The organism is Streptococcus sciuri, from assembly GCF_024814375.1.
Taxonomy (GTDB): Bacteria; Bacillota; Bacilli; order Lactobacillales; family Streptococcaceae; genus Streptococcus; species Streptococcus sciuri.
The window spans coordinates 419,724-444,880 of the sequence record NZ_JANUXX010000001.1 but is presented as its reverse complement, the minus strand read 5'-3'; the positions used below and the strand labels follow the sequence as shown (position 1 = coordinate 444,880).

The following is a 25,157-nucleotide window of genomic DNA, read 5'->3' as shown; positions in this document are numbered from 1 at the left end:
TATGTCAATACTAATCAATAGTACAACGCTTGGTAATATTATTATCACTACAGGTTCTGTGATTCTTTTACTTGTTTTGATTCGATTGTTTGCTTGGGATAAACTCACGGGTATTTTTGAACAACGTGCTAATAAGATTGCAACGGATATTGAAGCAGCAGAAACAGCACGTAAGGAAGCAGAAGGCTTAGCAACTAAGCGTCAAGTAGAACTAGCTAACGCTAAAGGAGAAGCTAGTCAAATCATCGAAACAGCCAAAGAAATTGGTAATACAAAAAGTAATCAAATAATCGCAGAAGCTCGTACAGAAGCTAGTCGTCTTAAAGATAAGGCTAAGCAAGATATTGAACAAAGCAAGACAGAAGCACTTACAAGTGTTAAGGAAGATGTCGCTGATCTTACCATTTTGCTTGCTGAAAAAGTGATGACAGCACAGTTAGATCAAAAAGCTCAGAGTGATTTGATTGATAATTATCTCAAACAATTAGGAGATGCTTAATGGAGAAAAAAACTGGGACACTCGTTGAGCAATACGCTATGAGTTTATTAGAAGTAGCACTTGAACATGAACAGTTAGCTCCTGTCAAAGCTGATGTTGAGGCTATTGTTGCTATCTTTGAAGATAATGATTTAGAGACTGTGATGTCAGATTTTGCTTTGTCAAGAGAAGATAAAGCGTCCATTATAAAGTTGTTTCAAGAGACTAGCTCGACTTATGTGAGCAATTTTCTTGAAATTATTTTACACAATGAGCGTGAGGATTTACTCTATGCGATATGTCAAACTTTTTTAGTCAAGGAAGCGCAAGCTACCAATACCCATGATATCCTTGTGACAACAGCAATTGAGATGTCAGATGAGCAAAAAGAGCGTCTCTTGGCTTTAGCAAAAGAGAAATTGACTGTTGCGCATGGTCGTCTAGTTGAAAGACTTGATCAAAGCATTATTGGTGGTTTTATTATCAATGCGAATAATAAGGTAATTGATACAAGTATTAAGAGTCAATTACGTCAATTTAAACAAAATCTAAAATAGAAGGTGGTGTAGATTTTTGGCAATCAATGCACAAGAAATTAGCGCTTTAATTAAAAAGCAAATTGAAAACTTCCAGCCAAATTTTGACGTCACAGAAACTGGTGTAGTCACTTATATAGGTGATGGTATTGCCAGAGCTCGTGGTCTTGATAATGCCATGAGCGGTGAACTTCTCGAATTTTCAAATGGTGCTTACGGTATGGCACAAAACTTGGAATCAAATGACGTAGGGATTATCATCCTTGGGGATTTTTCTGAAATTTGTGAAGGTGATGAGGTGAGACGTACTGGTAAAATTATGGAAGTGCCAGTAGGTGAGGCTCTTATTGGTCGCGTTGTAAATCCACTTGGTCAACCAGTGGATGGTCTTGGAGATATCAAGACAACTGCAACTCGCCCAGTTGAAACACCTGCACCAGGTGTTATGCAACGTAAATCAGTTTCTGAACCACTCCAAACGGGTCTCAAAGCAATTGATGCTTTGGTTCCAATTGGTCGTGGTCAACGTGAGTTAATCATTGGTGACCGTCAAACAGGTAAAACTTCTGTTGCGATTGATGCGATTTTGAACCAAAAAGGACAAGATATGATTTGTATCTATGTTGCCATTGGTCAAAAAGAATCAACTGTTCGTACACAAGTTGAAACCCTTCGTAAATACGGTGCTCTTGATTATACAATTGTTGTGACAGCCTCAGCTTCACAACCTTCTCCATTACTTTACATTGCTCCTTATGCTGGTGTGGCAATGGCAGAAGAATTTATGTATAACGGGAAACACGTTTTGATTGTTTATGATGATTTATCAAAGCAAGCGGTAGCTTATCGTGAACTTTCACTTCTTCTTCGTCGTCCACCAGGACGTGAAGCTTATCCTGGTGATGTATTCTATCTTCACAGTCGCTTACTTGAGCGCTCAGCTAAAGTTTCTGATGCACTTGGTGGTGGTTCTATCACAGCTCTTCCGTTTATCGAAACACAAGCTGGTGATATTTCAGCTTACATTGCAACAAATGTGATTTCTATCACTGATGGGCAAATCTTCTTGCAAGAAAATCTTTTCAACTCAGGTATTCGTCCTGCAATTGATGCTGGCTCTTCGGTGTCACGTGTTGGTGGTGCTGCACAGATTAAGGCAATGAAGAAAGTTGCTGGTACCCTTCGTCTTGACTTGGCTTCTTACCGTGAACTTGAAGCTTTTACGCAATTTGGTTCTGATTTGGATGCCGCAACCCAGGCTAAACTTAATCGTGGGCGTCGTACAGTTGAAGTACTTAAACAACCTGTTCATAAACCACTTCCTGTTGAAAAACAAGTTGTGATTCTTTATGCGCTTACCCATGGTTTTCTAGATGATGTTCCAGTTAATGATATTTTAGCATTTGAAGAAGCTTTGTTTGATTATTTTGATGAACATCACAAAGATATCTTTGAAACGATCGTTTCAACCAAAGATTTACCTGAAGAAACTGTTCTTGATGCAGCTATTCAAGAATTTAAAGATCAATCAGAATTTAAAGCGTAGGAGGGTATAATATGGCAGGCTCTCTTAGTGAAATCAAAGAGCGTATTACCTCAACTGAAAAAACGAGTAAAATTACAAGTGCCATGCAGATGGTATCCTCTGCAAAGCTTGTTAAGTCTGAACAGTCCGCACGTGATTTTCAAGTCTATGCTTCAAAAATCCGTCAGATTACTACAGATCTTTTGAAATCTGAGTTAACAACAGGTTCTGATAATCCCATGTTGGTGTCACGTCCTGTTAAAAAAACAGGCTATATTGTTATCACATCAGATAAAGGATTAGTCGGTGGCTATAATTCAAAGATTTTAAAAGCGATGATGGATTTGATTGCAGAGTATCATGTTGAAAAAGATGATTATGCTATTATTTCTATTGGTGGCATTGGCTCTGATTTCTTTAGAGCACGTGGTTTAAATGTAGCATTTGAATTGCGTGGTTTAGAAGATCAGCCAAGTTTTGAGCAAGTTGGAAAGATTATTTCCAAGTCTGTTGAGATGTACAAAAATGAATTATATGATGAGCTTTATGTCTGCTACAATCACCATGTCAATAGTTTGACTAGTCAAGTTCGTGTGCAACAAATGCTTCCAATTGCGGATCTTGATGCACAAGAAGCTAGCGAAGATGGTGTTTCTGGTTTTGAATTAGAGCCAGATCGTGAAGCTATATTGGAACAATTGTTGCCTCAATATACAGAAAGTCTGATTTATGGAGCGATTGTTGATGCGAAAACAGCAGAACATGCTGCAGGGATGACGGCTATGCAGACAGCTACAGATAATGCTAAAAATGTCATCAACGATTTGACTATCCAGTATAACCGTGCTCGTCAGGCTGCTATTACGCAAGAAATTACTGAGATTGTAGCGGGAGCGAATGCGCTTGAGTAATCTTGAACATTCTTTTGTCTACAATTTTATAAAAATGCTCTCTTTTACGAATTAGCAAAAGAGTGATAAAATTTGTATCTTAGTTGAAAAGGAGAAATAAATGAGCTCAGGCAAAATTGCTCAGGTTGTAGGTCCTGTTGTTGATGTTGTTTTCTCAACAGGTGATAAACTTCCTGAGATAAACAATGCATTGATTGTTTATAAAAATGGCGATAAAAATCAAAAAATCGTACTTGAAGTAGCTCTTGAATTGGGAGATGGAGTTGTACGTACTATCGCCATGGAATCAACCGATGGGCTTACTCGTGGAATGGAAGTTCTTGATACAGGTCGTCCTATCAGTGTTCCTGTTGGGGATAAAACGCTTGGTCGTGTGTTTAATGTTCTTGGGGATACGATTGACCTTGAAGAACCTTTTGCAGAAGATGCACAGCGTGAACCTATCCATAAAAAAGCTCCATCATTTGATGAATTGTCCACTTCTTCAGAAATTTTAGAGACAGGTATCAAAGTTATTGACCTTCTTGCCCCTTACCTAAAAGGGGGTAAAGTCGGACTTTTCGGTGGTGCCGGTGTTGGTAAAACCGTTCTTATCCAAGAATTGATTCACAATATTGCTCAAGAACACGGTGGTATTTCAGTATTTACTGGTGTCGGAGAACGTACGCGTGAAGGTAATGACCTTTATTGGGAAATGAAAGAATCTGGTGTTATCGAAAAAACGGCTATGGTCTTTGGTCAGATGAATGAACCACCTGGAGCACGTATGCGTGTTGCCCTTACTGGTTTGACGATTGCTGAATATTTCCGTGATGTTGAAGGACAAGATGTGCTACTTTTCATCGATAATATCTTCCGTTTCACTCAAGCAGGTTCTGAGGTATCGGCGCTTCTAGGGCGTATGCCATCAGCTGTTGGTTATCAACCGACACTGGCGACTGAAATGGGTCAATTGCAAGAACGTATCACATCAACGAAAAAAGGTTCTGTTACATCAATTCAAGCCATCTATGTGCCAGCTGATGACTACACTGACCCAGCTCCAGCAACAGCGTTTGCTCACTTGGATTCAACAACTAACCTTGAACGTAAGTTGACTCAAATGGGTATCTATCCAGCCGTTGATCCTCTTGCTTCCAGCTCACGTGCCCTTGCGCCAGAGATTGTAGGTGAGGAACATTATCAAGTAGCAACCGAGGTACAACGTGTTCTTCAACGTTACCGTGAGTTACAAGATATTATTGCTATCCTTGGTATGGATGAATTGTCTGAGGAAGAGAAAACTTTGGTTGGACGTGCACGTCGTATCCAATTCTTCCTTTCACAAAATTTCAACGTAGCTGAAACTTTCACTGGACAACCTGGTTCTTATGTACCAGTAGAAGAAACGGTTCGTGGATTTAAAGAAATTTTGGAAGGTAAGTATGATGATCTTCCAGAGGATGCTTTCCGTATGGTTGGTGGTATTGATGATGTGGTTGAAAAAGCTAAGAAAATGAAGTACTAATGAGGTGATATGATGGCAGAAATGACTGTTCAAGTAGTAACACCTGATGGTCTGAAATACGATCACCATGCAACTTTTATTCATGCAGTGACAAAAGAAGGAGAAATTGGGATTTTACCAGAACATATTAATCTCATTGCTCCTCTAAAGGTCAACGAGTTAAAAGTACGTCGTGTAGATGATGATAATCATGTAGATTGGATTGCAGTCAATGGTGGCATCATTGAGATTAAAGACAACGTTGTAACGATTGTGGCAGATTCTGCTGAGCGTGAACGTGATATTGATGTAAGTCGTGCAGAGCGTGCAAAATTACGTGCTGAACGCGCTATCGAAGTTGCTCAACAAGAGCATAAGGCTGATGAAGTTCAGCGTGCTCAAGTTGCTCTTAGACGTGCGCTTAATCGTATCAATGTTGGAAATAAACATTAAAAAACAGTTGATATGTATCAACTGTTTTTTGTTTAGAGAGACTAAAGCTTAGCACCTTCTTTTTCTTTTTTATCTTTGTAGACAATTTTTTCAGCTATATATCTGATGACCTCAGGATTACTTGGAAGATCGGAATGACTAGCATCATCACCTGTCACAGTCACCTGAGTATAGTGTTTGACGATTTTTTGATAGATGTATTTTCCAGCCTCAACACTGGCAAGAGGAACAATCTTATCTGCATCGTAAGTGTTTGTGCCAGCTAGATTATAGACGGAGAGTTCACTAGGGATATTTTCTTTTTGGGCAATCAAATCTTTTAACATTTGCGTACGATTAGAGAGATTGCTTTCCTCAAAGTTGTAGGGCGTGCCGATGGTTATAAGTGTTTTTATTTCAAAGTCATCAGATTCAATATATTGCTCTAGGAAAATGGTCCAGTTTAAGCCACCGTTAGAATGCCCGATAGCATTGAAACGTTTAAATTTATAGCGTTTTTGTAGAGCTAACATGGCTTCGTTGAGCCATGTGGCTTGCTTTTTGATATTCTTGTAGCCATCTTGGTTATTTTCAAAGGCTATGACAATATAAGGTTTGCGGTCATTGGTATCTAGTTTTCCTGTATAGACGATTTTGCCACTAGTTTTGACTGTAAGTTTTAAAACACTATGCTTTTCTCCCATTTTATTGAGTTGTTCGAGAAGTGTATTAAACCGTTCTTGACCAGCGCTAGACCCTGGAACTAAAATAGTTGGGTTCATTTTAGAATTATTGATACGGTATTGTGTTGTTGTCAAGTTGTTGATATAGTGTCTTCCAAAAACTGCCATAGCTGTTGGAAGAGAAAAAAGGAGTAGGACAACGAAGCGTTTAAACCATTTCATCATATGTCTTTTCCTTTCTAAAAGCGAGTGTGACAAAGGGACGATAAATAAAAATAGAAATGACTAAAATCACTACGGTAAATAGCAGATAGCGCCAATCTCCATTAGAAGCAAGAAAACCAAAGAGAATACTTGGTGTTCCAAGTGGTGTTGCATAGATAGCAGGTTCAAGGAAATGTGTAGAAAGTGCCAGAGCACCAAGTAACTCAGACAATATAGTTGATAACATCATAGGGATTAATAAAATTGGCTGAAAGAGAATGGGTAAGCCAAGAAAAAGTGGAAGTTGCTGGTCAAAAAGAAGAGGAATAGCTGACAATAGAGCAATACGATAGTAACGTTTGTTATTAAGCTTACGGCTTTTTTCAAGGATACTAATCATCAGCGCTAAAAGTAGCCCGACACCTCCAAACAGAGCAAAACTATCTTGCAAAGTGTAGATGGTAAAGAGATGTGGTATTGTTATGACAGTATTGTTTAGAGCTGCAGTGAGATTTTCACTGGCTACAGTTACATCAATGTCGGCTGTCTGGAGCATATAAGGTGGAGTAAAACCAAAAACCATCATGATGACAGCAAGAAGTGACCATGAGAGTACACCTAGTAGATGATTAGAGCCATTTCCTAAGAGATTCTCAAAAATGGTCTGTAGTAGAAAATTAAGATTTAGATAAGGATATTTTTGAGCTGCTTGATTGAAAGTGTAAGCACCATAAAGTAAAAGAATTCCGAATAAACTATTGGCGTAAGTAAAGCGAGCTCTCATATGTTTGATAACAAAGACAATTACTAATCCAAATAAAACTAAAAGTAGCCAAAAAGGTTGGTCATTATAATAAATACGCCCATTGGTTTCCGTTGTAAATAATAGCCAAGTGGTCAAAAAGCCAATCAAAGATGGAAATTGCCAATCAATGATATTATTATCTAAACTACGACGAATAAAAGTTGCTACAAAGTAGCTCATTAAAAAGGATAACAGAATATCTGAGAGGGTACTTAATCCTAGTGATAGCGCTGCAACAATCTGATTGTCCTTTAAAAATCCTGTTGTTTCTTGGAAAAAAGCATTTTCAAAAAGAAAGAGTTGCTGAAAAACTTGAATCCACGCATACATCAAAGCAAATGGGAATAGCTCTCTAAGACTCTCAAAAATTAAAAAACGGAGTCTGTGAAAAGTGGGAAGAAAGAATTGTTTTCGATACATAAGTCACCTAACTTTCTATGTCTATTATAACGTTAAATGTCACATCTTGCTAGGTCTGTTAGGTATTTTTTAAAGAAGTACGAAAAGGAGTGCTCTACTAGGCTATCGTAAAATAGACAATCCTTTATTTGAAGTTTGGTGAGGAGGGGAAAATATGCTATAATATCAGTATGGAATATATATTGTCGCTTGTGACCCTGATGAGTCATTTGATTTTTATTTTGTTGGTGCACCGCCTGTTGGTGATGCTTTTTGATTGGTCTAAACTTGTCAAAAATCCTCAGGACAAGGTGGGACAGTTGCGTGTTTTCTTGATTTTAGTGAGTATGGCTGTGGGCTATATGGTCAGTCATTTTATGTTGGAAGTGCTCTCTATTATACAGACTGCTATTTTAGGTCAATAAAAGTTAAAAATGATCAAGTAAAAAGTTTGTGTTATAATCAATATACTATTTTAGATGGAGAATATCATGGATAAAATCATAATTGAAGGTGGCAATACACGATTGTCAGGTCAAGTAACTATTGAAGGGGCTAAAAATGCTGTTTTGCCTTTGCTTGCAGCGACTATATTAGCTGAAAAAGGTAAGACAATCTTGACCAATGTTCCTATTTTATCAGATGTTTATACAATGAATAATGTGGTGCGAGGTTTAGATGTTGATGTTGTCTTTGATGAAGCGCATAACCAAGTCACTATAGATGCAACAGGTATTCTTTTAGATGTTGCTCCTTATGAATATGTGAGTAAAATGCGTGCTTCTATTGTTGTCTTAGGTCCTCTACTTGCTCGAAAAGGGCATGCTGTTGTCTCAATGCCTGGTGGCTGTACTATTGGTAGTCGTCCAATTGATTTGCATTTAAAAGGACTTGAAGCCCTTGGTGCTGTGATTACACAGACAGGAGGAGATATTACAGCGACAGCAGATAAGTTAAAAGGTGCAACCATCTACATGGATTTTCCGTCTGTTGGTGCGACGCAAAACCTTATGATGGCAGCTACTCTTGCAGAAGGTACAACGATTATTGAAAATGCTGCTCGTGAGCCAGAAATTGTTGATCTTGCTGTTTTACTCAATAAAATGGGAGCTAGGATTAAAGGAGCAGGAACTGAGACTCTGACTATTGTTGGAGTAGATAGTTTACATGGAGTTGAGCATGATGTTGTTCAGGATCGTATAGAGGCAGGAACCTTTATGGTAGCGGCTGCTATGACCTCAGGCAATGTTCTTATCAAAAATGCTATTTGGGAGCATAATCGTCCCTTGATTTCAAAATTGATTGAAATGGGTGTCGAGGTATCTGAGGAGAATGAGGGGATTCGTGTTAAGTCTGATGTCACTAAACTTAAACCAGTAACTGTTAAGACACTTCCTCATCCAGGGTTTCCAACGGATATGCAAGCGCAGTTTACAGCACTGATGTCAGTTGTTTCTGGAGAATCTACAATGATTGAGACAGTTTTTGAGAATCGTTTCCAACACTTGGAGGAAATGCGTCGTATGGGTTTACAATCTGAAATCATGCGTGATACTGCGGTTATCCATGGAGGTAAACATTTACAAGGAGCAACTGTCATATCAACGGATTTACGATCGAGTGCAGCTTTGATTTTAGTTGGGCTTGTGGCTGATGGTGTAACTACTGTTGGCAAACTTAATCACCTAGATCGTGGCTATTACAAGATTCATGAAAAATTGCAAGCTCTAGGTGCTACAATTCGTCGTGTAAGTGAGGAAAATTGATGAATACAGGTTGGCGTTATGTTGTTAAGCAATTTAGTTTGCTGTTGGTGGTTGCTCTTCTTTGTTTACTCTTTTTAGCATTGGGTCTTGTGATTGGCTATGGAATAATTGGTGATGGGAAAAATCCCTTTGCTATCCTCTCGTTGGAGACATGGAAAACCTTAATTGGAAAATTCACAGGAAACTGATATGGTGAAGAAAAAAACAATAAGACGACGAACTTCTTACTCTCTAGCTGTTCTCTTTTTAGGGATGTTTGCCCTGATTTTAGGTCATTTGTCAGATAATCCTATCTATCAAATGACGACAAACCTTGAGGCAAAGGCGATACAGACGAGTAAAGAACAGACAGAAGTCATAGGAAAAACACCTAGTCAAAGTCTATCTGAGTCTGTCCTTACGTCATCTGTCAAAAGTCAGTTAAAAGGAACAATCCAATGGAATGGAGCGGGTGCTTTTATCATCAATGATAACAAGACGACTCTTAATGTTAAAGTTTCTAGTGTTCCTTATGCTGATAATAAAACGAAAATAGTTCAAGACCAAACTGTTCCAACTGTTGCGAATGCTCTTTTGACAAAAAATACACGTCAATATAGGAGTCGTAAAGAGACAGAAAATGATTCGACTTCTTGGAAGCCAGCAGGATGGCATCAGCTCTATCATTTAAAAGGTGCCTACAACCATGCTGTTGACAGAGGACATTTGCTGGGTTATGCCTTGATTGGTGGTTTGAGAGGCTACAACGCTTCAACCAGCAACCCCAAAAACATTGCGACACAAGCCGCTTGGGCAAATCAGGCTAATAGTAATCACTCGACAGGTCAAAACTACTATGAGACGCTCGTTCGTAAGGCTCTTGATGAGAACAAACGTGTGCGCTATCGAGTGACCCTCATCTATGATGGAGATAACCTCCTAGCTTCAGGAACTCATTTAGAAGCTAAATCATCTGATGGCAGTTTAGAGTTTAACGTCTTTGTTCCCAATGTCCAGTCTGGCTTAACTTTCAATTATACAAGTGGTGAGGTTTTTATAGACTAGAGACTTGAAATAAAGAGATGTTTTTGGTAAAATAGGTGAAAATTAAATAGTGATCGATGGGACTAGTAGCCTTGTGGCATTTTGTCAGGGAATGCTAACCGTGACTGGAAGTTAGCTAAAAGAAAGCAAGGTGAATTCACTCATGAGAAGATCTCAATTAAGGTCTGCTTAGCAGATGGAAACGGATGGTACCGCGTGTCAACGCTCCGTATGGGGAGCATTGGCATTTTTTTATTGTCTGTCTTTTATTATAAGATATTGGAGGAAATATGGATTTACAAGAACAATTAGAAGAACTACGGATATCAACGCAAAAAAAACTCAAGGAAATGCGTGAGGATAATGCAAAGGAACTGCAAGAACTTCGTGTCCAGATTTTAGGGAAAAAAGGTTCTTTAACAGAGCTTCTCAAGGGGCTGAAAGATTTATCGCATGAGATGCGCCCTATTATCGGAAAGCAAGTCAATGAAGTGCGTGATGTGTTGACACAGTCTTTTGAGGAGCAGGCCAAACGAATTGAAATGGAATGTATTGCTAAAAAATTAGAGTCTGAGAGTTTGGACGTAACCTTGCCTGGACGTCAGATGACAGTTGGACATCGGCATGTTCTCACACAAATTAGCGAAGAGATTGAAGACATATTCTTAGGTATGGGCTTTCAAGTGGTGGATGGTTTTGAAGTTGAAAAAGATTACTACAACTTTGAACGTATGAATTTGCCTAAGGATCATCCCGCTCGTGATATGCAGGATACTTTCTACATCACAGAGGAAATTCTCATGCGTACGCATACTTCGCCTGTTCAGGCGCGTACAATGGACAAACATAACTTTTCAAAAGGACCTTTGAAGATGATTTCACCAGGGCGTGTGTTTCGCCGTGATACAGATGATGCGACACATTCTCATCAGTTTCATCAGATTGAAGGACTTGTTGTTGGCAAAAACATTTCGATGGGTGACCTCAAGGGAACGCTTGAGATGATTATTCAAAAAATGTTTGGTGCAGAGAGACAAATTCGTTTGCGCCCAAGTTACTTTCCTTTTACAGAGCCATCTGTTGAGGTGGATGTTTCTTGCTTTAAGTGTGGTGGTAGTGGCTGTAATGTCTGCAAGCAAACTGGTTGGATAGAAATTCTTGGTGCTGGTATGGTTCATCCAAGCGTGCTTGAGATGTCTGGACTTGATTCTGAGGAATATTCTGGTTTTGCCTTTGGTTTGGGGCAAGAGCGTATTGCTATGCTTCGCTATGGTATCAATGATATCCGTAGTTTCTACCAAGGTGATATCCGTTTTATAGAGCAATTTTAAAGCGAGAGGTATAGTTTTTTAATTTTTAAAGAGTATTGTTGTGCGCTATTTAAAGTAAAAGAAAGGAGTAAGCACACGATCTGTCATCGTGTGTCACAAATATATGTTAGTATCTTATAAATGGCTCAAAAAGCTTGTTGATGTGAATGTGACAAGTACTGAGTTAGCTGAAAAGATGTCAACGACAGGGATTGAAGTAGAGGGTGTAACAAGCCCACAAACAGGTTTGTCCAAGCTTGTCGTTGGTGAGGTTCTATCTTGTGAGGATGTGCCTGATACCCATCTTCATCTTTGCCAAGTGGATACTGGGGAGGAAAGCTTGCGACAAATTGTTTGCGGAGCACCGAATATCACAGCAGGTATTAAGGTCATCGTAGCACTGCCTGGTGCTCGTATTGCGGATAATTATAAAATTAAAAAAGGAAAAATCCGAGGTATGGAATCGCTGGGGATGATTTGCTCACTACAAGAACTTGGTTTACCAGATAATATTATTCCAAAAGAATTTTCTGATGGTATTCAAATATTACCTGATGTATCTGTGCCAGGCGATAGTGTTTTTCCATATCTAGATTTGGATGATGAGATTATTGAGCTTTCCATCACACCAAACCGTGCCGATGCCCTATCTATGCGTGGAGTTGCCTATGAAGTAGCAGCGATTTATGACAAAACTGTGCATTTTCCAGAGATTGCTTTATCTGAGACTGACAACTCTGCATCTGATGAGATTTCGGTTGCTATTGCATCTGATAAGGTTTTGACCTATGCTAGCCGTGTTGTGAAAAATGTTGTCGTCAAACCAAGTCCGCAGTGGCTTCAAAATCTCTTGATGAATGCAGGAATTCGTCCGATTAACAATGTTGTCGACGTGACGAATTATGTTCTTTTGTACTTTGGACAACCCATGCATGCCTTTGATTTGGATAAATTTGATAGTCGAGACATTATAGCACGTGAAGCGCATGAAGGTGAGCAGTTGGTAACACTGGACGGTGAAGTACGTGAACTTGTTGCGGGGGATTTAGTGATTACCGTTGAGGATAAACCTGTAGCGCTTGCTGGTGTTATGGGGGGACGTAATACGGAGATTGACAGCCATTCCAAAAATGTCGTTCTCGAAGCCGCTGTCTTTGATGGCACAAGCATTCGCAAAACAAGTGGACGTCTCAATCTTCGATCTGAAAGTTCTTCACGTTTTGAAAAAGGTGTGAACTACGCTACTGTCCTTGAAGCACTTGACCTTGCTGCAGCCATGTTGATGGATCTAGCTGGAGGTGAGGTGCTTGCAGGGCGTGTTGTTGCAGGTCATTTACCAACACAGCCTATCCAAGTGAGCAGTAGTCTTAGTTATGTCAATCATCGTCTAGGAACAGCTCTGACTGGTGCTGATCTTAAAGACATCTTTAATAGGCTTGATTTTGGCTTAGAATTTTCTGGAGATGCCTTTACAGTATCAGTTCCTAGGAGACGCTGGGATATTAGCATTCAAGCAGATTTAGTAGAAGAGATTGCTCGTATTTATGGTTATGAAAATTTACCAACGACTCTGCCAGAATCTGGTAATACAATTGGTGAATTGACGCTTTCTCAGCGTCTACGTCGCAAAGTACGTACGATTGTTGAAGGATTAGGGCTTTCTGAGATTATTACTTATACCCTTACGACACCTGAAAAAGCAGTCGAATTCACCCAAAAACCGAGCCATATCACAGAGTTGATGTGGCCAATGAGTGTGGAGCGCTCTGCTCTGCGCCAAAATATAGTCTCTGGAATGCTAGACACTGTCGCTTACAATAACGCCCGTAAAAATACCAACCTAGCCCTCTATGAGATTGGTAAAGTCTTTGAGCAAATTGCTGATCCAAAGGTTGATTTGCCAGATGAAATGACTAATCTATCCTTTGTTTTATCCGGTCAGGTGATTGAAAAAGACTTCCAAACAAGAGTTGTTCCTGTTGATTTTTTCTATGCTAAAGGTCTTTTGGAAGCGTTATTTACTAAATTAGGGGTTGAAGTCGATTATATTCCAACTAAAGAAATCGCAAGCATGCATCCGGGACGTACAGCTCTCATTATCTTAGAAGGTCAAGAGATTGGATTTGTTGGTCAAGTGCACCCGCAAACCGCTAAGCACTATACTATAGGTGAAACCTACGTCGCTGAGATTAACCTCGATGCTATAGAGTCTTACTACCGTAAGCCTCACATCTTTAAGGAAATCACTAAGTTTCCAACTGTCAGTCGTGACATCGCTCTTCTAGTTGAAAATAATATCAGTCACAGTGACATTCTTTCTGCTATTGCTGCAGCTGGCGTTAAACGCTTAACAGACGTCAAACTTTTTGATGTTTATGCTGGAGAGTCTATCGAAAAAGGTTTTAAATCAATGGCTTACAGCCTTACTTTTCAAAATCCAACAGATAATCTGACTGACGAAGAAGTTGCTAAATATATGTCTAAAATCGCAGCATCTTTAGAAGAAAAAGTTGGTGCAGAAATTCGCTAATCATAACAAAAGCTTCCACTAGTTTTCTAGGGAAGTTTTTGTTGTGATTATCAAAATTTTCTATTAAAATAATAGTATAATAAACTGGGAGGATAGAAATGAGTATTAAGGGATTGTTAGTGATGGATGTTGACTCTACCCTGATTCGAGAAGAAGGGATAGATTTACTAGGAGAAGAAGCAGGTGTGGGGGATCAGGTTGCTAAGATAACAGAACGAGCGATGAGAGGAGAGCTTGATTTTAAAGAAGCGCTGAACGAGCGTGTCCGCTTGCTAAAAGGTTTATCGATAACTGTATTTGAGCGTATTTTGGAGAAAATCCATTTTACCCCAGGTGCTGAACAATTGGTTGCTGAACTGAACGATCGTGGTTATAAGGTAGCAGTTGTTTCAGGTGGCTTTCATCAGACAGTAGATAGCTTAGCGGAGCGTTTAGGGCTAGATTATGTAAAAGCCAATCGTTTAGAAGTTGAAAATGGTATCCTGACAGGACGGGTTGTTGGTGAGATTGTGACCAAGGAAACTAAAAAAAACTGCTTGAAGCAATGGGCTGCCGAAAATGGTTTGTCTTTGAGTCAGACGATTGCTATGGGTGATGGTGCCAATGACTTACCGATGATTCAAACTGCAGGAATTGGAATTGCCTTTTGTGCCAAGCCAATTGTCAAAGAGCAGGCATCGTACGCAATAACTGAAAAAAATCTGTATAAAGTTATTGAGATACTTGATGCAGTACAAAAAGGTCAATAAATTCGTTTTTCAATCGTTATCAATACTGCCATATGAGGTTGTCAATTTTGAAACTTATCTTATTGAAAAAGGGATGAGGATAAGTTGGTAGCTTTCATGTTTTCTATCAATGCTCAACTATTTTAATTCTTGAAAGAGTGCGAAATGAACTATATTTTCATATTTGTTGGTGAAAGAAAAAGTTATTAAAGAGTTGTAATAAATATGCTCCCAGCCAAATGAGCTGGATATGCGAATAGTTGAAAAGGTCATTTTTGTATTGTTTCTGACGGATAAGCTATTGTTTTGTCCTTGTTATGGTGAATCTCCTTTAGAACATGCGATATGGGTAGATGTTGATACGATGTTTTAGTCAGAGATACTATTCAATATCTTGATTTTTAGCGGTGTTTTTGAGCAGAATTATAGTGATTTGATTTAGGAATAGGACTAGGCAATGAGTCACAAATATAACTAGGGGTTAATCAAGACGAGTTAACGACGTCCTGACCTCAATTCAAAATACTATACTATATTTTATGAATTTCTTCTACTGTGTGTAACGGTGGGAGATTTTTTTGAGCAAAAGTCTTGCTTTTTTAATGGTTTAGGTATAAACTATACATATCAAATAGTTTAGAACTAAACTATTGAAAGGAGTTAGCATGGAAGGTATTGAATTATTTCATCAAGTCATGTGCGTTTACAAGAAAAATCTAGCAGGAGCTAGTCAAGTCTTGGCAGAGCATGATATAACAGTAGCTCAAATGGATGTGCTATGCACCCTATCACGTATGGGACCGCAAACTCAGCAAGAATTGGCTAACCATGCTCAGGTTACTAAGGGCAATATGGCTCAAATTTTAGCTAAAATGGAAAAGTCAGATTTAGTATCACGCACGCAAAATCAGCGCTCAAAAGAGATTCGTTTGACAGAGAAATCGCGTGAATTGTATGCTGCTATTTTGCCAGCATTGGAGACTTATCACGAGAACTTTTTTGTTTCCTTATCAGGGGAAGAAAAAGTCACTCTTCATCATCTTTTGAAAAAAATAAAATAAAGGAGCACTCATGAAAATCTATACAGAAGAATTAACTTACACGAATGGAAATCCTCGTTTTCATTTGACATTTTATCGTCCAGGCTTGATTGACCGAGATTTTGACAAGGATGACTTTGCTTTTGGTCCTTTGGCTCGGATTGACCATGCTCATATTCGTCAAGAGGTTCTTGTACCGATGCACGAACATATCAATGATGAGATTTTCAGTTATATCCATAAGGGGAAGATGCTGCATGAAGATTCAGTGGGAAATGTCGAGGTTGTAACACCAGAACATCGTATGCTTATGGGAGCAGGTAAGAGCTTTTTCCACCAAGAATCTACACCAGAGGGGCAAGTGGAGATGTTGCAAGTTTTCATACGACCAGAAGAGGCTGACCTAGAACCCTTAGTTCAGTTTTCAAGTGATGAAAAAGTCGAATTAGAGGAGTGGAATCATCTAGTGGGACCAAATGGAAGTGGTGCCCCTCTTGTACTCCGTCAGGATGTACAGATTTTGGACAAACATTTGACGGAAAATCAAGATTTTAACTTACCTAGTCTAGAGGGCTATACTCCTTGGCTCTATGTTATGGAGGGGAGCATTGCTATCAATGGGAAGGAAATTTCAAAAGGTCAGGCAGTGACTTTGGAAGAGGGCGATGAGTTTGTAGGTAAGAGCTTGGAAAAGACAACCTTGGTGCTTTTTTTAGTTAATCTTGGAGCTCCCATGACGTATGCAGGTAATTTTAGTGGACAGAAACGATAAGGAGAGTACAATATGGGATTATTGGTTAATGGCGTGTGGCAACAGCAAAGTTTGGAAGAATTGTCAAAAAATGGCAACTTTGTCAAACCAGATGCAGCCTTTAAAAACTGGGTAACAGCAGACGGTTCGGCAGGTCCAACAGGAGTTGGTGGTTTTAAGGCGGAAAAAGGTCGGTATCATCTAGTGGTATCCTACGCCTGTCCGTGGGCTTCAAGAACCTTGGTCATGCGTGTTTTAAAGGATTTAGAAGATATTGTGAGTTTATCGGTAGTCAATCCTCTCATGTTGGAGCAGGGTTGGACATTTGAAGCTGGAGATAAGGTTGTGGCTGACCCGATTATGGGTGCAGACTATCTTCATCAACTCTATACTCTTTCAAATCCTGATTATACAGGGCGAGTTAGCGTGCCGATTCTCTGGGATAAAAAAACAGGTCAAATCGTCAGCAACGAGTCAGCAGATATTATGCGAATGTTTAATTCTGCCTTTAACGATTTGACTGGTAATCAAGTGGATTATTATCCAGAATCTCTCCGTGAGCAAATCGAGCAGATGAATGAGTGGATTTATACGACTTTCAATCAAGGAGTTTATAAGGCAGGTATGGCTTCAAGTCAATCTGCTTATGAAAAAGCAGTAACAGATGTCTTTGAGACTATGGAAAAATTGAATCAACTGTTTACCAAGCAGACCTATTTATTAGGTGATAAGGTGACAGAGGCGGATTGGCGTCTCTTTACTACCTTGGTACGGTTTGATGCGGTCTATTATGGGCATTTTAAATGTAATCTCAAGCGCCTAGTGGATTTTCCCAACCTCTGGAATTACACTAAGCGTCTCTATCATCAGCCCAAGATTGCGGATACTGTGCATTTGGACCATGTTAAAATTCATTACTATGGTAGTCATCGTCATATCAATCCAACAGGTATTGTTCCTCTGGGACCTGATATTGATTGGAGTTTATAAATTAAAACCTTCCCTAATGACGTTTGTTAGGGAAGGTTTGATTATACAAAGTATGTTAAGAAAGCTGATAAGCTACTGGGAAGGATTTATTGATAGGGCTGAATGAGCGACTAAGTCTATATAGTAAATACTTTAAACGAACAGTCATTTATTACTAGTATTGCTTTTAAAAGTTTACTGATATAACGTATCTCTTAAAAGAATTTTCGCCAAAATGAATTTTTTGATTTTTTTGGTTCATTCTTGGTCTTGTTTTCTTTAAGAAGTTCTGCAAACAGAATGCTTATTTCTTTATTGGTCTTTTCCACGGGGTGGTCGGTGTGAATAACTAAGCCAAAAGGAGAGTGTCCTTTTTCTGAAACAATAGTTGCATTGCACCCTAAGTTCTGAGCTGTTTTGAGATAGGAGATTTGCTTTTGGCTATCAATTTCAGGGGAAATCTTGACCAGAACAGGCTGAAAATCTTGGCAAATCTTTTCTAAGATTTCCTGAAAATAATTCAAAACCACATCGCTATTTGCCTCCTCAATGTTGCAGTTCGCAATGACCCGCTCTTCAAAGGTGGTGAGGTATTTTCGCTGTTCATCAGGATTGCATTTTAAACCGCCTGCTGCGGTCTGCAGAATACGTGTATCTAAATCAGTCATGCGTTAATCATATCATAAAAATCATGAAAATAAAAGACTCTAGTTGTTCTCTTTTTGATATGATAAACCGTAGCTAATGGGATACAGTAATAGAAACGAATCAGATTTTGGAAAATAGTGCCTTTTAAGTGGAGTTCCAGTCGGTGGGATAGGTTGTAGCGTCATCTAGTCTGATAAATGCTGAAGCGACTCAGTATGCTATGTTGTTTGAGATGATACGCCTCTTACTTGTAGTGGTAGTCGTTTTTATTTTTGAAAGGCGAAGATTGGGTAAGCAAAAAAGGAACAGTCCGTCTCTACTCAACCAGCAAATCATCTATTATCCAGCATTCCTTGGTATATATTGGTTTTCTTAGGCTCTTGTATTGCTAATAGCTTGTTAAGATTACCCATTATTGGTTCATCGTCTAAATTTTTCAGCTCGTAATTTGAAATGATTGTCTTAGCTGCTATCGGCTTACATCTTGACTTTAAAAAAGATTTTTACAAGAAGGAACTCGATTTATTATATACATGGGATTGATAGGAATAGTTCAACTAACTCTAGCCTTATTTTTGATTTTTTATTACATATTGGATAAGATAAAATGTAGGAAACGTTATCATATAAGATATGAGGAATTTTTCAGTTTTTCCTTGAAAAAAACGTACTTTTAAGGTATGATAATTGAGTAAATAAAATTAACTCATAAGGAGAGCATGTAATGTCAATTATTACTGATGTTTACGCACGCGAAGTCCTTGACTCACGTGGTAACCCAACACTTGAAGTAGAAGTTTATACTGAATCAGGAGCATTCGGTCGTGGTATGGTTCCTTCAGGAGCTTCTACAGGTGAGCACGAAGCAGTAGAACTTCGTGATGGAGACAAGTCTCGCTACAACGGTCTTGGAACCCAAAAAGCTGTTGATAATGTAAACAACATCATTGCCGAAGCAATCATTGGTTACGATGTACGCGATCAACAAGCTATTGACCGTGCTATGATTGCTCTTGACGGTACTCCAAACAAAGGAAAACTTGGTGCAAATGCTATTCTTGGTGTTTCTATTGCCGTAGCTCGTGCAGCAGCAGACTACCTTGAAGTTCCACTTTACAGCTACCTTGGTGGATTCAACACAAAGGTTCTTCCAACTCCAATGATGAACATCATCAACGGTGGTTCTCACTCAGATGCTCCAATTGCTTTCCAAGAATTCATGATTGTACCTGCTGGTGCACCTACATTCAAAGAAGCTCTTCGCTGGGGTGCTGAAATCTTCCACACTCTTAAGAAAATCCTTAAAGAACGTGGTCTTGAAACAGCTGTCGGTGACGAAGGTGGATTTGCTCCTAAATTTGACGGAACTGAAGATGCTGTAGAAACAATCATCAAAGCTATCGAAACTGCTGGTTACAAACCAGGTGAAGATGTATACCTTGGATTCGACTGTGCTTCATCAGAATTTTATGATAACGGAATCTATGACTATACTAAATTCGAAGGTGAAGGTGGAGCTAAACGTACTGCTTCAGAACAAATCGATTACATTGAAGAATTGGTTAACAAATATCCAATCATCACAATTGAAGATGCAATGGATGAAAACGACTGGGACGGTTGGAAAGAACTTACTAAACGTCTTGGTAAACGTGTTCAATTGGTCGGTGATGACTTCTTTGTAACGAACACTTCATACCTTGAACGTGGTATCAAAGAAGGAGCTGCTAACTCAATTCTTATCAAAGTTAACCAAATCGGTACTTTGACGGAAACATTCGAAGCTATCGAAATGGCTAAAGAAGCTGGTTACACTGCCGTTGTATCACACCGTTCAGGTGAAACTGAAGATTCAACAATCGCTGACATCGCAGTTGCAACTAACGCTGGTCAAATTAAGACTGGTTCACTTTCACGTACTGACCGTATTGCTAAATACAACCAATTGCTTCGTATTGAAGATCAACTTGGTGAAGTTGCAGAGTATCGTGGTTTGAAATCATTCTACAACTTGAAAAAATAAGTCTTGATAAAACAAGATATTAGAGCTATTGGAATTTCCAATAGCTTTTTTTGTATGATATGCAGATCCTGTAAAAAATATAGCCCAAATCACTTTTTTTTGTTATAATGTATATAAGTATTTTTGCTTATAATTAGAATAAAAATTGAAGGAAAGCTGAGACAACTGTCCCAGCTACTTTATTGTCAGATGCTTGATAAATTACATAAAAATTTAAGAGGAATTGATGTTCGTATCAACGAACCTTTACGAAAATATACTTATACTAAGGTTGGCGGTCCAGCAGATTTTTTGGCTTTTCCGAGAAATCGCTATGAACTCTCACGAATTGTTCAATTTGCTAATGGTGAGGGTATTCCTTGGATAGTGCTTGGTAATGCCAGCAATCTCATTGTACGTGATGGTGGTATTCGTGGCTTTGTCATTATGTTTGACAAATTAAATACCATTACTGTTGATGGTTATATTATTGAGGCAGAAGCAGGAGCCAATCTGATTGAGACGACACGTGTCGCTCGTTTTCACAGTTTGACTGGCTTTGAGTTTGCCTGTGGTATTCCTGGTAGTATTGGTGGTGCTGTTTATATGAATGCTGGTGCTTATGGAGGTGAGATTTCTCATATTTTGCTCTCAGCACAGGTCTTGGATAAATCTGGTGAGATTTACACAATTGATGCGCATGAGATGAAATTTGGATATCGCCACTCTATCTTACAGGAAGAGGACAGCATTGTTATTTCTGCTAAGTTTGCGCTAAAGCCTGGAGATTATACGCGAATTAGTCAGGAAATGGATCGTTTGACGTATTTACGTCAGCTTAAGCAACCCCTCGAATACCCATCTTGTGGTTCTGTTTTCAAGCGTCCTGTTGGACATTTTGCGGGTCATCTTATTAGCGAGGCGGGTTTGCAAGGATTGCGTGTGGGTGGTATTGAGGTGAGTAAGAAGCATGCAGGTTTTATGATCAATGTTGCTGACGGCACCGCTAAAGATTATGAAGATTTAATTGCCCAAGTGATTGCAACCGTAGAAAAAAAATCTGGTGTCACTTTAGAGCCAGAAGTGAGAATTATTGGAGACTATATGAGTGACTAGAAATCTGTGGAGGTTTCAGGTTAAGTGACTAATCCTATTATTTCATTTAAACATGTATCAAAAGTTTTTGAAGATAGTGGAACAATTGTCTTAAAAGATATCAATTTTGAGTTAGAAGAGGGAAAATTCTATACGCTTTTGGGCGCTTCAGGAAGTGGGAAATCAACGATTTTAAATATTATCGCAGGTCTTTTAGACGTAACATCTGGTGATATTTATTTAGATGGAAAACGTATTAACGATATTCCAATCAATAAACGCGACGTGCACACTGTTTTTCAAAATTATGCTTTATTTCCGCATATGTCGGTTTTTGAAAACATCGCTTTTCCACTAAAATTGCGCAAAGTTGAAAAAAAAGAGATCAGAAAGCGTGTCACAGAGGTACTTAAAATGGTGCGTCTTGATGGGTTTGAAAATCGTGCCATTCAAAAGTTATCTGGTGGGCAAAAGCAACGTGTTGCTATTGCTAGAGCTATTGTCAATCAGCCTAAGGTTGTGCTTTTAGATGAGCCTCTTTCTGCACTAGATTTGAAGTTGCGTACTGAGATGCAGTATGAATTGCGTGAGCTACAACAGAGACTTGGCATTACCTTTGTCTTTGTCACGCATGATCAAGAAGAGGCGCTTGCTATGAGTGACTGGATTTTTGTTATGAATGATGGTGAGATAGTCCAGTCTGGCACACCTGTTGATATCTATGATGAGCCAATCAACCACTTTGTGGCAACCTTTATCGGAGAATCTAATATTATTTCTGGTAAGATGATAAAGGATTATCTTGTTGAATTCAATGGGCAACGGTTTGAAGCGGTTGATGGAGGGATGCGTTCTAATGAGCCAGTTGAGATAGTTATTCGCCCAGAAGATTTGCAAATTACGCTACCAGAGGAAGGCAAACTCAAAGTTACCGTTGATACTCAGCTTTTTCGTGGTGTTCACTATGAGATTATCGCCTATGATAATCTGGGTAATGAGTGGATGATTCATTCAACTAGAAAAGCGATTGAAGGTGAAATTATAGGATTGGACTTTACTCCTGAGGATATCCACATCATGCGTCTCAATGAAAGTGAAGAGGAATTTGATGCCCGAATTGAAGAATATGTTGACCTCGAGGAGCCAGAGGATGGGTTAATCCATGCTATTGAGGAGGAGCGCCATGAAGAAAACCACTAGTCTCTTTTCACTTCCTTACCTTCTGTGGCTGTTTTTGTTTGTTTTAGCACCTGTAGCACTTATCATTTGGACTTCTTTTTTGGATAGTCTGGGACACTTTACACTAGATAACTACAAGACTTTTTTTAGCTCATGGGTTTACTTACTCATGAGTGTTAATTCTGTTCTTTATGCTGGTATCATTAGCTTAGTGACACTTGTCATTGGTTATCCAGCAGCTTATGTACTCACAAGGCTGAAGCATAAGCAGTTGTTGCTCATGCTGGTTATTTTGCCGACGTGGATTAATTTACTCTTGAAAGCTTATGCTTTTATGGGAATTTTTAGTCAACAAGGTAGTATCAATCAGTTTTTAAATTTTATCGGTATCGGCTCTAAGCAATTACTTTTTACAGACTTTGCTTTTATTCTTGTGGCTAGCTATATTGAATTACCTTTTATGTTGTTGCCTATTTTTAATGCACTTGATGATATTGATCCTAATCTCGTCAATGCTAGTTATGACCTTGGTGCAAATGCTTGGCAGACGTTTAGAAAAGTGATTTTTCCTTTGTCGTTAGATGGTGTTAGAAGTGGTGTGCAGTCCGTTTTTATTCCTAGTCTCAGTCTTTTCATGTTGACACGTCTCATTGGAGGAAATCGAGTGATTACGTTAGGAACAGCAATTGAGCAGCATTTTTTGACAACACAAAATAGAGGAATGGGCTCAACTATTGGTGTCATTTTAATTTTGGCTATGGTTGCTGTGATGTGGCTGACAAAGGAGCGAAAACGATGAAAAAACTAGCAAATCTCTATCTCATATGCGTCTTTGCACTTCTTTATATTCCTATTTTTTATCTGATTGTTTACTCTTTTAATCGTGGAGATGATATGAATGGTTTTGTGGGGGTGACACTTGAGCATTACAAAGACCTGTTTTCAGATAATCGGTTGATGTTGATTTTACTTCAGACCTTTTTCTTATCATTTTTGAGTGCTTTATTAGCGACTATTATTGGAACTTTTGGAGCAATATGGATTTATCAAGTCAAACAAAAGCGACAACAGACTCTACTTTCTCTTAATAACATCCTCATGGTGGCACCCGATGTGATGATTGGTGCTAGTTTTCTATTGTTTTTCACAGTACTTGGATTTCAGTTGAGTTTTAGTTCAATCTTATTGAGTCATGTTGCTTTTTCGATTCCTATTGTGGTTTTGATGGTACTTCCTAGGTTAAAAGAAATGAATGATACTATGGTACAGGCAGCTTATGACCTTGGCGCAACGACATGGCAGATGTTACGAGAAGTCATGTTACCTTATCTAACACCAGCTGTTATCTCAGGTTTTTTTATGGCCTTTACTTATTCGTTAGATGATTTTGCAGTGACTTTCTTTGTGCAGGGAAATGGTTTCTCGACGTTGTCAGTTGAAATTTATTCACGTGCTAGACGTGGTATTTCTCTTGAAATCAATGCTCTTTCAACCATCGTTTTTCTTTTTAGTATCTTGTTAGTGATTGGTTATTACTATATCGTGAGGGAAAAGGAGAACAAACATGCGTAGATTGTATTCCTTTACGTTAGGTATTGTATTGGTTATATTTCTCCTTTTGATAGGTATAACCATTATGAAACAGACAGAAAAAAGTAACACACAGTCTGATAAGCTTGTTATCTACAATTGGGGAGATTATATGGATCCAGCTCTAATTGCTAAGTTTACAAAAGAAACAGGCATCGAAGTTCAGTACGAGACGTTTGATTCTAATGAGGCTATGTATACCAAAATCAAACAAGGTGGAACGACTTACGACTTGGCTGTTCCCAGTGACTATATGATTGATAAGATGATTAAGGAAAATCTGGTCGTTAAGCTAGATAAAAAGCATATCAAAGGTTTAGAAAATATTAGTAGTGCATTTTTAGGGAAATCTTTTGATATTCATAATGACTATTCTATTCCTTATTTTTGGGGAACGGTTGGTATTGTTTACAATGTTAAGTTAGTTAAAACCGCTCCTAAGCATTGGGAAGATTTATGGGATAGTAGCTATCGTAATAGTATTTTACTGGTTGATGGGGCACGTGAGGTTATGGGAATTGGACTCAATTCTCTTGGATACAGTGTCAATACGAAAAACATGGCAGAATTAAAACAAGCGCTAGTCAAACTTCAAAAGCTTACACCAAATATCAAAGCTATTGTCGGTGACGAGATGAAAGGGTATATGATACAGGGAGATGCTGCCCTTGGTGTAACTTTTTCTGGCGAGGCTAGTGAAATGTTAAAAGCTAATCCTGATCTTCGCTACATTGTTCCAAGTGAAGGTTCCAACCTTTGGTTTGACAATCTAGTTATTCCTAAAGCGGTTAAGCATAAGAGTCAAGCCTACGCTTTTATCAATTTTATGCTAGATCCTAGAAATGCTGCGAAAAATGCAGAGTATATTGGCTATGCTACACCGAATCAAGCTGCTAGAAAACTCTTACCAAAAACACTTCAAGAAAATAAAGCGTTTTATCCTGACCAATATACAATCAATCATCTGGAAGTTTATAATAATTTAGGACTCAAGTGGTTAGGTATTTATAATGATTTCTATCTTCAATTTAAAATGTATCGTAAATAGTCAAGAAGCAAGTTAGTAT

General features: G+C 38.7%; 24 protein-coding genes and 1 pseudogene. 22 read left to right on the top strand and 3 right to left on the bottom strand.

The genetic code is table 11. The features are described 5' to 3' along the window. Position 1 precedes the first annotated feature (1 nt). From atpF to NXS10_RS02130, 6 genes are all read left to right on the top strand, one after another. The gene (gene atpF / locus NXS10_RS02155; protein ID WP_259137145.1) at positions 2-499 is read left to right on the top strand and encodes a F0F1 ATP synthase subunit B; all 498 of its coding nucleotides are present in this window, start codon (positions 2-4) and stop codon (positions 497-499) included. Then, positions 499-1,035: a F0F1 ATP synthase subunit delta gene (locus tag NXS10_RS02150; protein ID WP_259137143.1), complete on the top strand. Its 537-nt coding sequence runs from the start codon at positions 499-501 to the stop codon at positions 1,033-1,035. The genes atpF and NXS10_RS02150 overlap by 1 nt, the downstream gene beginning before the upstream one ends. A gap of 16 nt (positions 1,036-1,051) precedes the next feature. Then, positions 1,052-2,560, top strand: coding sequence for a F0F1 ATP synthase subunit alpha (gene atpA, locus NXS10_RS02145; protein ID WP_259137141.1), 1,509 nt, complete (start codon positions 1,052-1,054; stop codon positions 2,558-2,560). Between the two features lie 11 nt (positions 2,561-2,571). Then, positions 2,572-3,450 (top strand): F0F1 ATP synthase subunit gamma, encoded by an 879-nt coding sequence (locus NXS10_RS02140; RefSeq protein WP_259137139.1) that lies wholly within the window; start codon positions 2,572-2,574, stop codon positions 3,448-3,450. Positions 3,451-3,550: 100 nt separating this feature from the next. Beyond that, on the top strand, positions 3,551-4,957 hold the full coding sequence (atpD, locus tag NXS10_RS02135; RefSeq protein ID WP_259137136.1) for a F0F1 ATP synthase subunit beta: 1,407 nt from the start codon (positions 3,551-3,553) through the stop codon (positions 4,955-4,957). 12 nt (positions 4,958-4,969) lie between these two features. Then, on the top strand, positions 4,970-5,389 hold the full coding sequence (locus NXS10_RS02130) for a F0F1 ATP synthase subunit epsilon (protein ID WP_259137134.1): 420 nt from the start codon (positions 4,970-4,972) through the stop codon (positions 5,387-5,389). A 41-nt stretch (positions 5,390-5,430) separates the two neighbouring features. On the opposite strand, the gene NXS10_RS02125 is transcribed toward NXS10_RS02130, so the two are convergent. Both NXS10_RS02125 and NXS10_RS02120 read right to left on the bottom strand, forming a co-directional pair. After that, the gene (locus tag NXS10_RS02125; RefSeq protein WP_373317970.1) at positions 5,431-6,276 is read right to left on the bottom strand and encodes an alpha/beta hydrolase; all 846 of its coding nucleotides are present in this window, start codon (positions 6,274-6,276) and stop codon (positions 5,431-5,433) included. Further along, entirely contained in the window at positions 6,260-7,390 is a 1,131-nt protein-coding gene (locus NXS10_RS02120; RefSeq protein ID WP_259137132.1) for a PTS sugar transporter subunit IIC, read from the bottom strand. The genes NXS10_RS02125 and NXS10_RS02120 overlap by 17 nt, the downstream gene beginning before the upstream one ends. 260 nt (positions 7,391-7,650) lie before the next feature. On the opposite strand from NXS10_RS02120, the gene NXS10_RS02115 reads away from it, so the two are divergent. The 10 genes and pseudogenes from NXS10_RS02115 to NXS10_RS02070 all read left to right on the top strand — a co-directional run bounded on the left by NXS10_RS02115 (position 7,651) and on the right by NXS10_RS02070 (position 17,597). Then, positions 7,651-7,884 (top strand): DUF1146 family protein, encoded by a 234-nt coding sequence (locus NXS10_RS02115; RefSeq protein ID WP_259137129.1) that lies wholly within the window; start codon positions 7,651-7,653, stop codon positions 7,882-7,884. Between the two features lie 66 nt (positions 7,885-7,950). Continuing rightward, on the top strand, positions 7,951-9,225 hold the full coding sequence (murA, locus tag NXS10_RS02110) for a UDP-N-acetylglucosamine 1-carboxyvinyltransferase (protein ID WP_259137127.1): 1,275 nt from the start codon (positions 7,951-7,953) through the stop codon (positions 9,223-9,225). After that, positions 9,225-9,413 (top strand): DNA-directed RNA polymerase subunit beta, encoded by a 189-nt coding sequence (locus NXS10_RS02105; RefSeq protein ID WP_259137125.1) that lies wholly within the window; start codon positions 9,225-9,227, stop codon positions 9,411-9,413. The genes murA and NXS10_RS02105 overlap by 1 nt, the downstream gene beginning before the upstream one ends. A 175-nt stretch (positions 9,414-9,588) precedes the next feature. Then, positions 9,589-10,269 (top strand): annotated as a pseudogene (locus NXS10_RS02100) (DNA/RNA non-specific endonuclease); the annotation flags it as partial. A gap of 269 nt (positions 10,270-10,538) precedes the next feature. Then, complete coding sequence (gene pheS / locus NXS10_RS02095; protein ID WP_259137120.1) at positions 10,539-11,579, top strand: phenylalanine--tRNA ligase subunit alpha; 1,041 nt, start codon at positions 10,539-10,541, stop codon at positions 11,577-11,579. 103 nt (positions 11,580-11,682) lie between these two features. After that, positions 11,683-14,088, top strand: a complete 2,406-nt coding sequence (gene pheT, locus NXS10_RS02090) for a phenylalanine--tRNA ligase subunit beta (RefSeq protein WP_259137117.1) — start codon at positions 11,683-11,685, stop codon at positions 14,086-14,088. Positions 14,089-14,186: 98 nt separating this feature from the next. Continuing rightward, complete coding sequence (serB, locus tag NXS10_RS02085) at positions 14,187-14,837, top strand: phosphoserine phosphatase SerB (RefSeq protein ID WP_259137115.1); 651 nt, start codon at positions 14,187-14,189, stop codon at positions 14,835-14,837. A 644-nt stretch (positions 14,838-15,481) separates the two neighbouring features. Next, positions 15,482-15,877, top strand: coding sequence for a MarR family winged helix-turn-helix transcriptional regulator (locus NXS10_RS02080; protein ID WP_259137112.1), 396 nt, complete (start codon positions 15,482-15,484; stop codon positions 15,875-15,877). A 10-nt stretch (positions 15,878-15,887) separates the two neighbouring features. Further along, positions 15,888-16,628, top strand: coding sequence for a pirin family protein (locus NXS10_RS02075; protein ID WP_259137109.1), 741 nt, complete (start codon positions 15,888-15,890; stop codon positions 16,626-16,628). Positions 16,629-16,640: 12 nt separating this feature from the next. Next, on the top strand, positions 16,641-17,597 hold the full coding sequence (locus NXS10_RS02070) for a glutathione S-transferase family protein (protein WP_259137106.1): 957 nt from the start codon (positions 16,641-16,643) through the stop codon (positions 17,595-17,597). Positions 17,598-17,791: 194 nt separating this feature from the next. On the opposite strand, the gene NXS10_RS02065 is transcribed toward NXS10_RS02070, so the two are convergent. Continuing rightward, entirely contained in the window at positions 17,792-18,244 is a 453-nt protein-coding gene (locus NXS10_RS02065; protein WP_259137103.1) for a DUF1694 domain-containing protein, read from the bottom strand. A gap of 704 nt (positions 18,245-18,948) precedes the next feature. Between NXS10_RS02065 and eno the strand changes: the two genes are divergently transcribed. From eno to NXS10_RS02035, 6 genes are all read left to right on the top strand, one after another. Next, positions 18,949-20,247: a surface-displayed alpha-enolase gene (eno, locus tag NXS10_RS02060; protein WP_259137101.1), complete on the top strand. Its 1,299-nt coding sequence runs from the start codon at positions 18,949-18,951 to the stop codon at positions 20,245-20,247. Positions 20,248-20,436: 189 nt separating this feature from the next. Next, the gene (gene murB, locus NXS10_RS02055; protein WP_259137098.1) at positions 20,437-21,342 is read left to right on the top strand and encodes a UDP-N-acetylmuramate dehydrogenase; all 906 of its coding nucleotides are present in this window, start codon (positions 20,437-20,439) and stop codon (positions 21,340-21,342) included. 24 nt (positions 21,343-21,366) lie between these two features. Next, positions 21,367-22,521 (top strand): ABC transporter ATP-binding protein, encoded by a 1,155-nt coding sequence (locus NXS10_RS02050; RefSeq protein ID WP_259137096.1) that lies wholly within the window; start codon positions 21,367-21,369, stop codon positions 22,519-22,521. After that, positions 22,505-23,299: an ABC transporter permease gene (locus tag NXS10_RS02045; protein ID WP_259137094.1), complete on the top strand. Its 795-nt coding sequence runs from the start codon at positions 22,505-22,507 to the stop codon at positions 23,297-23,299. The genes NXS10_RS02050 and NXS10_RS02045 overlap by 17 nt, the downstream gene beginning before the upstream one ends. Then, positions 23,296-24,072: an ABC transporter permease gene (locus NXS10_RS02040; protein WP_259137091.1), complete on the top strand. Its 777-nt coding sequence runs from the start codon at positions 23,296-23,298 to the stop codon at positions 24,070-24,072. Before NXS10_RS02045 ends, NXS10_RS02040 begins: the two co-directional genes overlap by 4 nt. After that, the gene (locus NXS10_RS02035; RefSeq protein ID WP_259137088.1) at positions 24,065-25,138 is read left to right on the top strand and encodes an ABC transporter substrate-binding protein; all 1,074 of its coding nucleotides are present in this window, start codon (positions 24,065-24,067) and stop codon (positions 25,136-25,138) included. Before NXS10_RS02040 ends, NXS10_RS02035 begins: the two co-directional genes overlap by 8 nt. Positions 25,139-25,157 lie beyond the last annotated feature (19 nt).

What these genes read in the sequence shown, in the direction of transcription:
- atpF (WP_259137145.1), top strand. Translation starts at nt 2, where the DNA reads ATGTCAATACTAATCAATAGTACAACGCTTGGTAATATTATTATCACT.
- NXS10_RS02150 (WP_259137143.1), top strand. Translation starts at nt 499, where the DNA reads ATGGAGAAAAAAACTGGGACACTCGTTGAGCAATACGCTATGAGTTTA.
- NXS10_RS02140 (WP_259137139.1), top strand. Translation starts at nt 2,572, where the DNA reads ATGGCAGGCTCTCTTAGTGAAATCAAAGAGCGTATTACCTCAACTGAA.
- atpD (WP_259137136.1), top strand. Translation starts at nt 3,551, where the DNA reads ATGAGCTCAGGCAAAATTGCTCAGGTTGTAGGTCCTGTTGTTGATGTT.
- NXS10_RS02130 (WP_259137134.1), top strand. Translation starts at nt 4,970, where the DNA reads ATGGCAGAAATGACTGTTCAAGTAGTAACACCTGATGGTCTGAAATAC.
- NXS10_RS02125 (WP_373317970.1), bottom strand. Translation starts at nt 6,276, where the DNA reads ATGATGAAATGGTTTAAACGCTTCGTTGTCCTACTCCTTTTTTCTCTT.
- NXS10_RS02120 (WP_259137132.1), bottom strand. Translation starts at nt 7,390, where the DNA reads ATGTATGCGTGGATTCAAGTTTTTCAGCAACTCTTTCTTTTTGAAAAT.
- NXS10_RS02115 (WP_259137129.1), top strand. Translation starts at nt 7,651, where the DNA reads ATGGAATATATATTGTCGCTTGTGACCCTGATGAGTCATTTGATTTTT.
- murA (WP_259137127.1), top strand. Translation starts at nt 7,951, where the DNA reads ATGGATAAAATCATAATTGAAGGTGGCAATACACGATTGTCAGGTCAA.
- NXS10_RS02105 (WP_259137125.1), top strand. Translation starts at nt 9,225, where the DNA reads ATGAATACAGGTTGGCGTTATGTTGTTAAGCAATTTAGTTTGCTGTTG.
- pheS (WP_259137120.1), top strand. Translation starts at nt 10,539, where the DNA reads ATGGATTTACAAGAACAATTAGAAGAACTACGGATATCAACGCAAAAA.
- pheT (WP_259137117.1), top strand. Translation starts at nt 11,683, where the DNA reads ATGTTAGTATCTTATAAATGGCTCAAAAAGCTTGTTGATGTGAATGTG.
- serB (WP_259137115.1), top strand. Translation starts at nt 14,187, where the DNA reads ATGAGTATTAAGGGATTGTTAGTGATGGATGTTGACTCTACCCTGATT.
- NXS10_RS02080 (WP_259137112.1), top strand. Translation starts at nt 15,482, where the DNA reads ATGGAAGGTATTGAATTATTTCATCAAGTCATGTGCGTTTACAAGAAA.
- NXS10_RS02075 (WP_259137109.1), top strand. Translation starts at nt 15,888, where the DNA reads ATGAAAATCTATACAGAAGAATTAACTTACACGAATGGAAATCCTCGT.
- NXS10_RS02070 (WP_259137106.1), top strand. Translation starts at nt 16,641, where the DNA reads ATGGGATTATTGGTTAATGGCGTGTGGCAACAGCAAAGTTTGGAAGAA.
- NXS10_RS02065 (WP_259137103.1), bottom strand. Translation starts at nt 18,244, where the DNA reads ATGACTGATTTAGATACACGTATTCTGCAGACCGCAGCAGGCGGTTTA.
- eno (WP_259137101.1), top strand. Translation starts at nt 18,949, where the DNA reads ATGTCAATTATTACTGATGTTTACGCACGCGAAGTCCTTGACTCACGT.
- murB (WP_259137098.1), top strand. Translation starts at nt 20,437, where the DNA reads ATGCTTGATAAATTACATAAAAATTTAAGAGGAATTGATGTTCGTATC.
- NXS10_RS02045 (WP_259137094.1), top strand. Translation starts at nt 22,505, where the DNA reads ATGAAGAAAACCACTAGTCTCTTTTCACTTCCTTACCTTCTGTGGCTG.
- NXS10_RS02040 (WP_259137091.1), top strand. Translation starts at nt 23,296, where the DNA reads ATGAAAAAACTAGCAAATCTCTATCTCATATGCGTCTTTGCACTTCTT.
- NXS10_RS02035 (WP_259137088.1), top strand. Translation starts at nt 24,065, where the DNA reads ATGCGTAGATTGTATTCCTTTACGTTAGGTATTGTATTGGTTATATTT.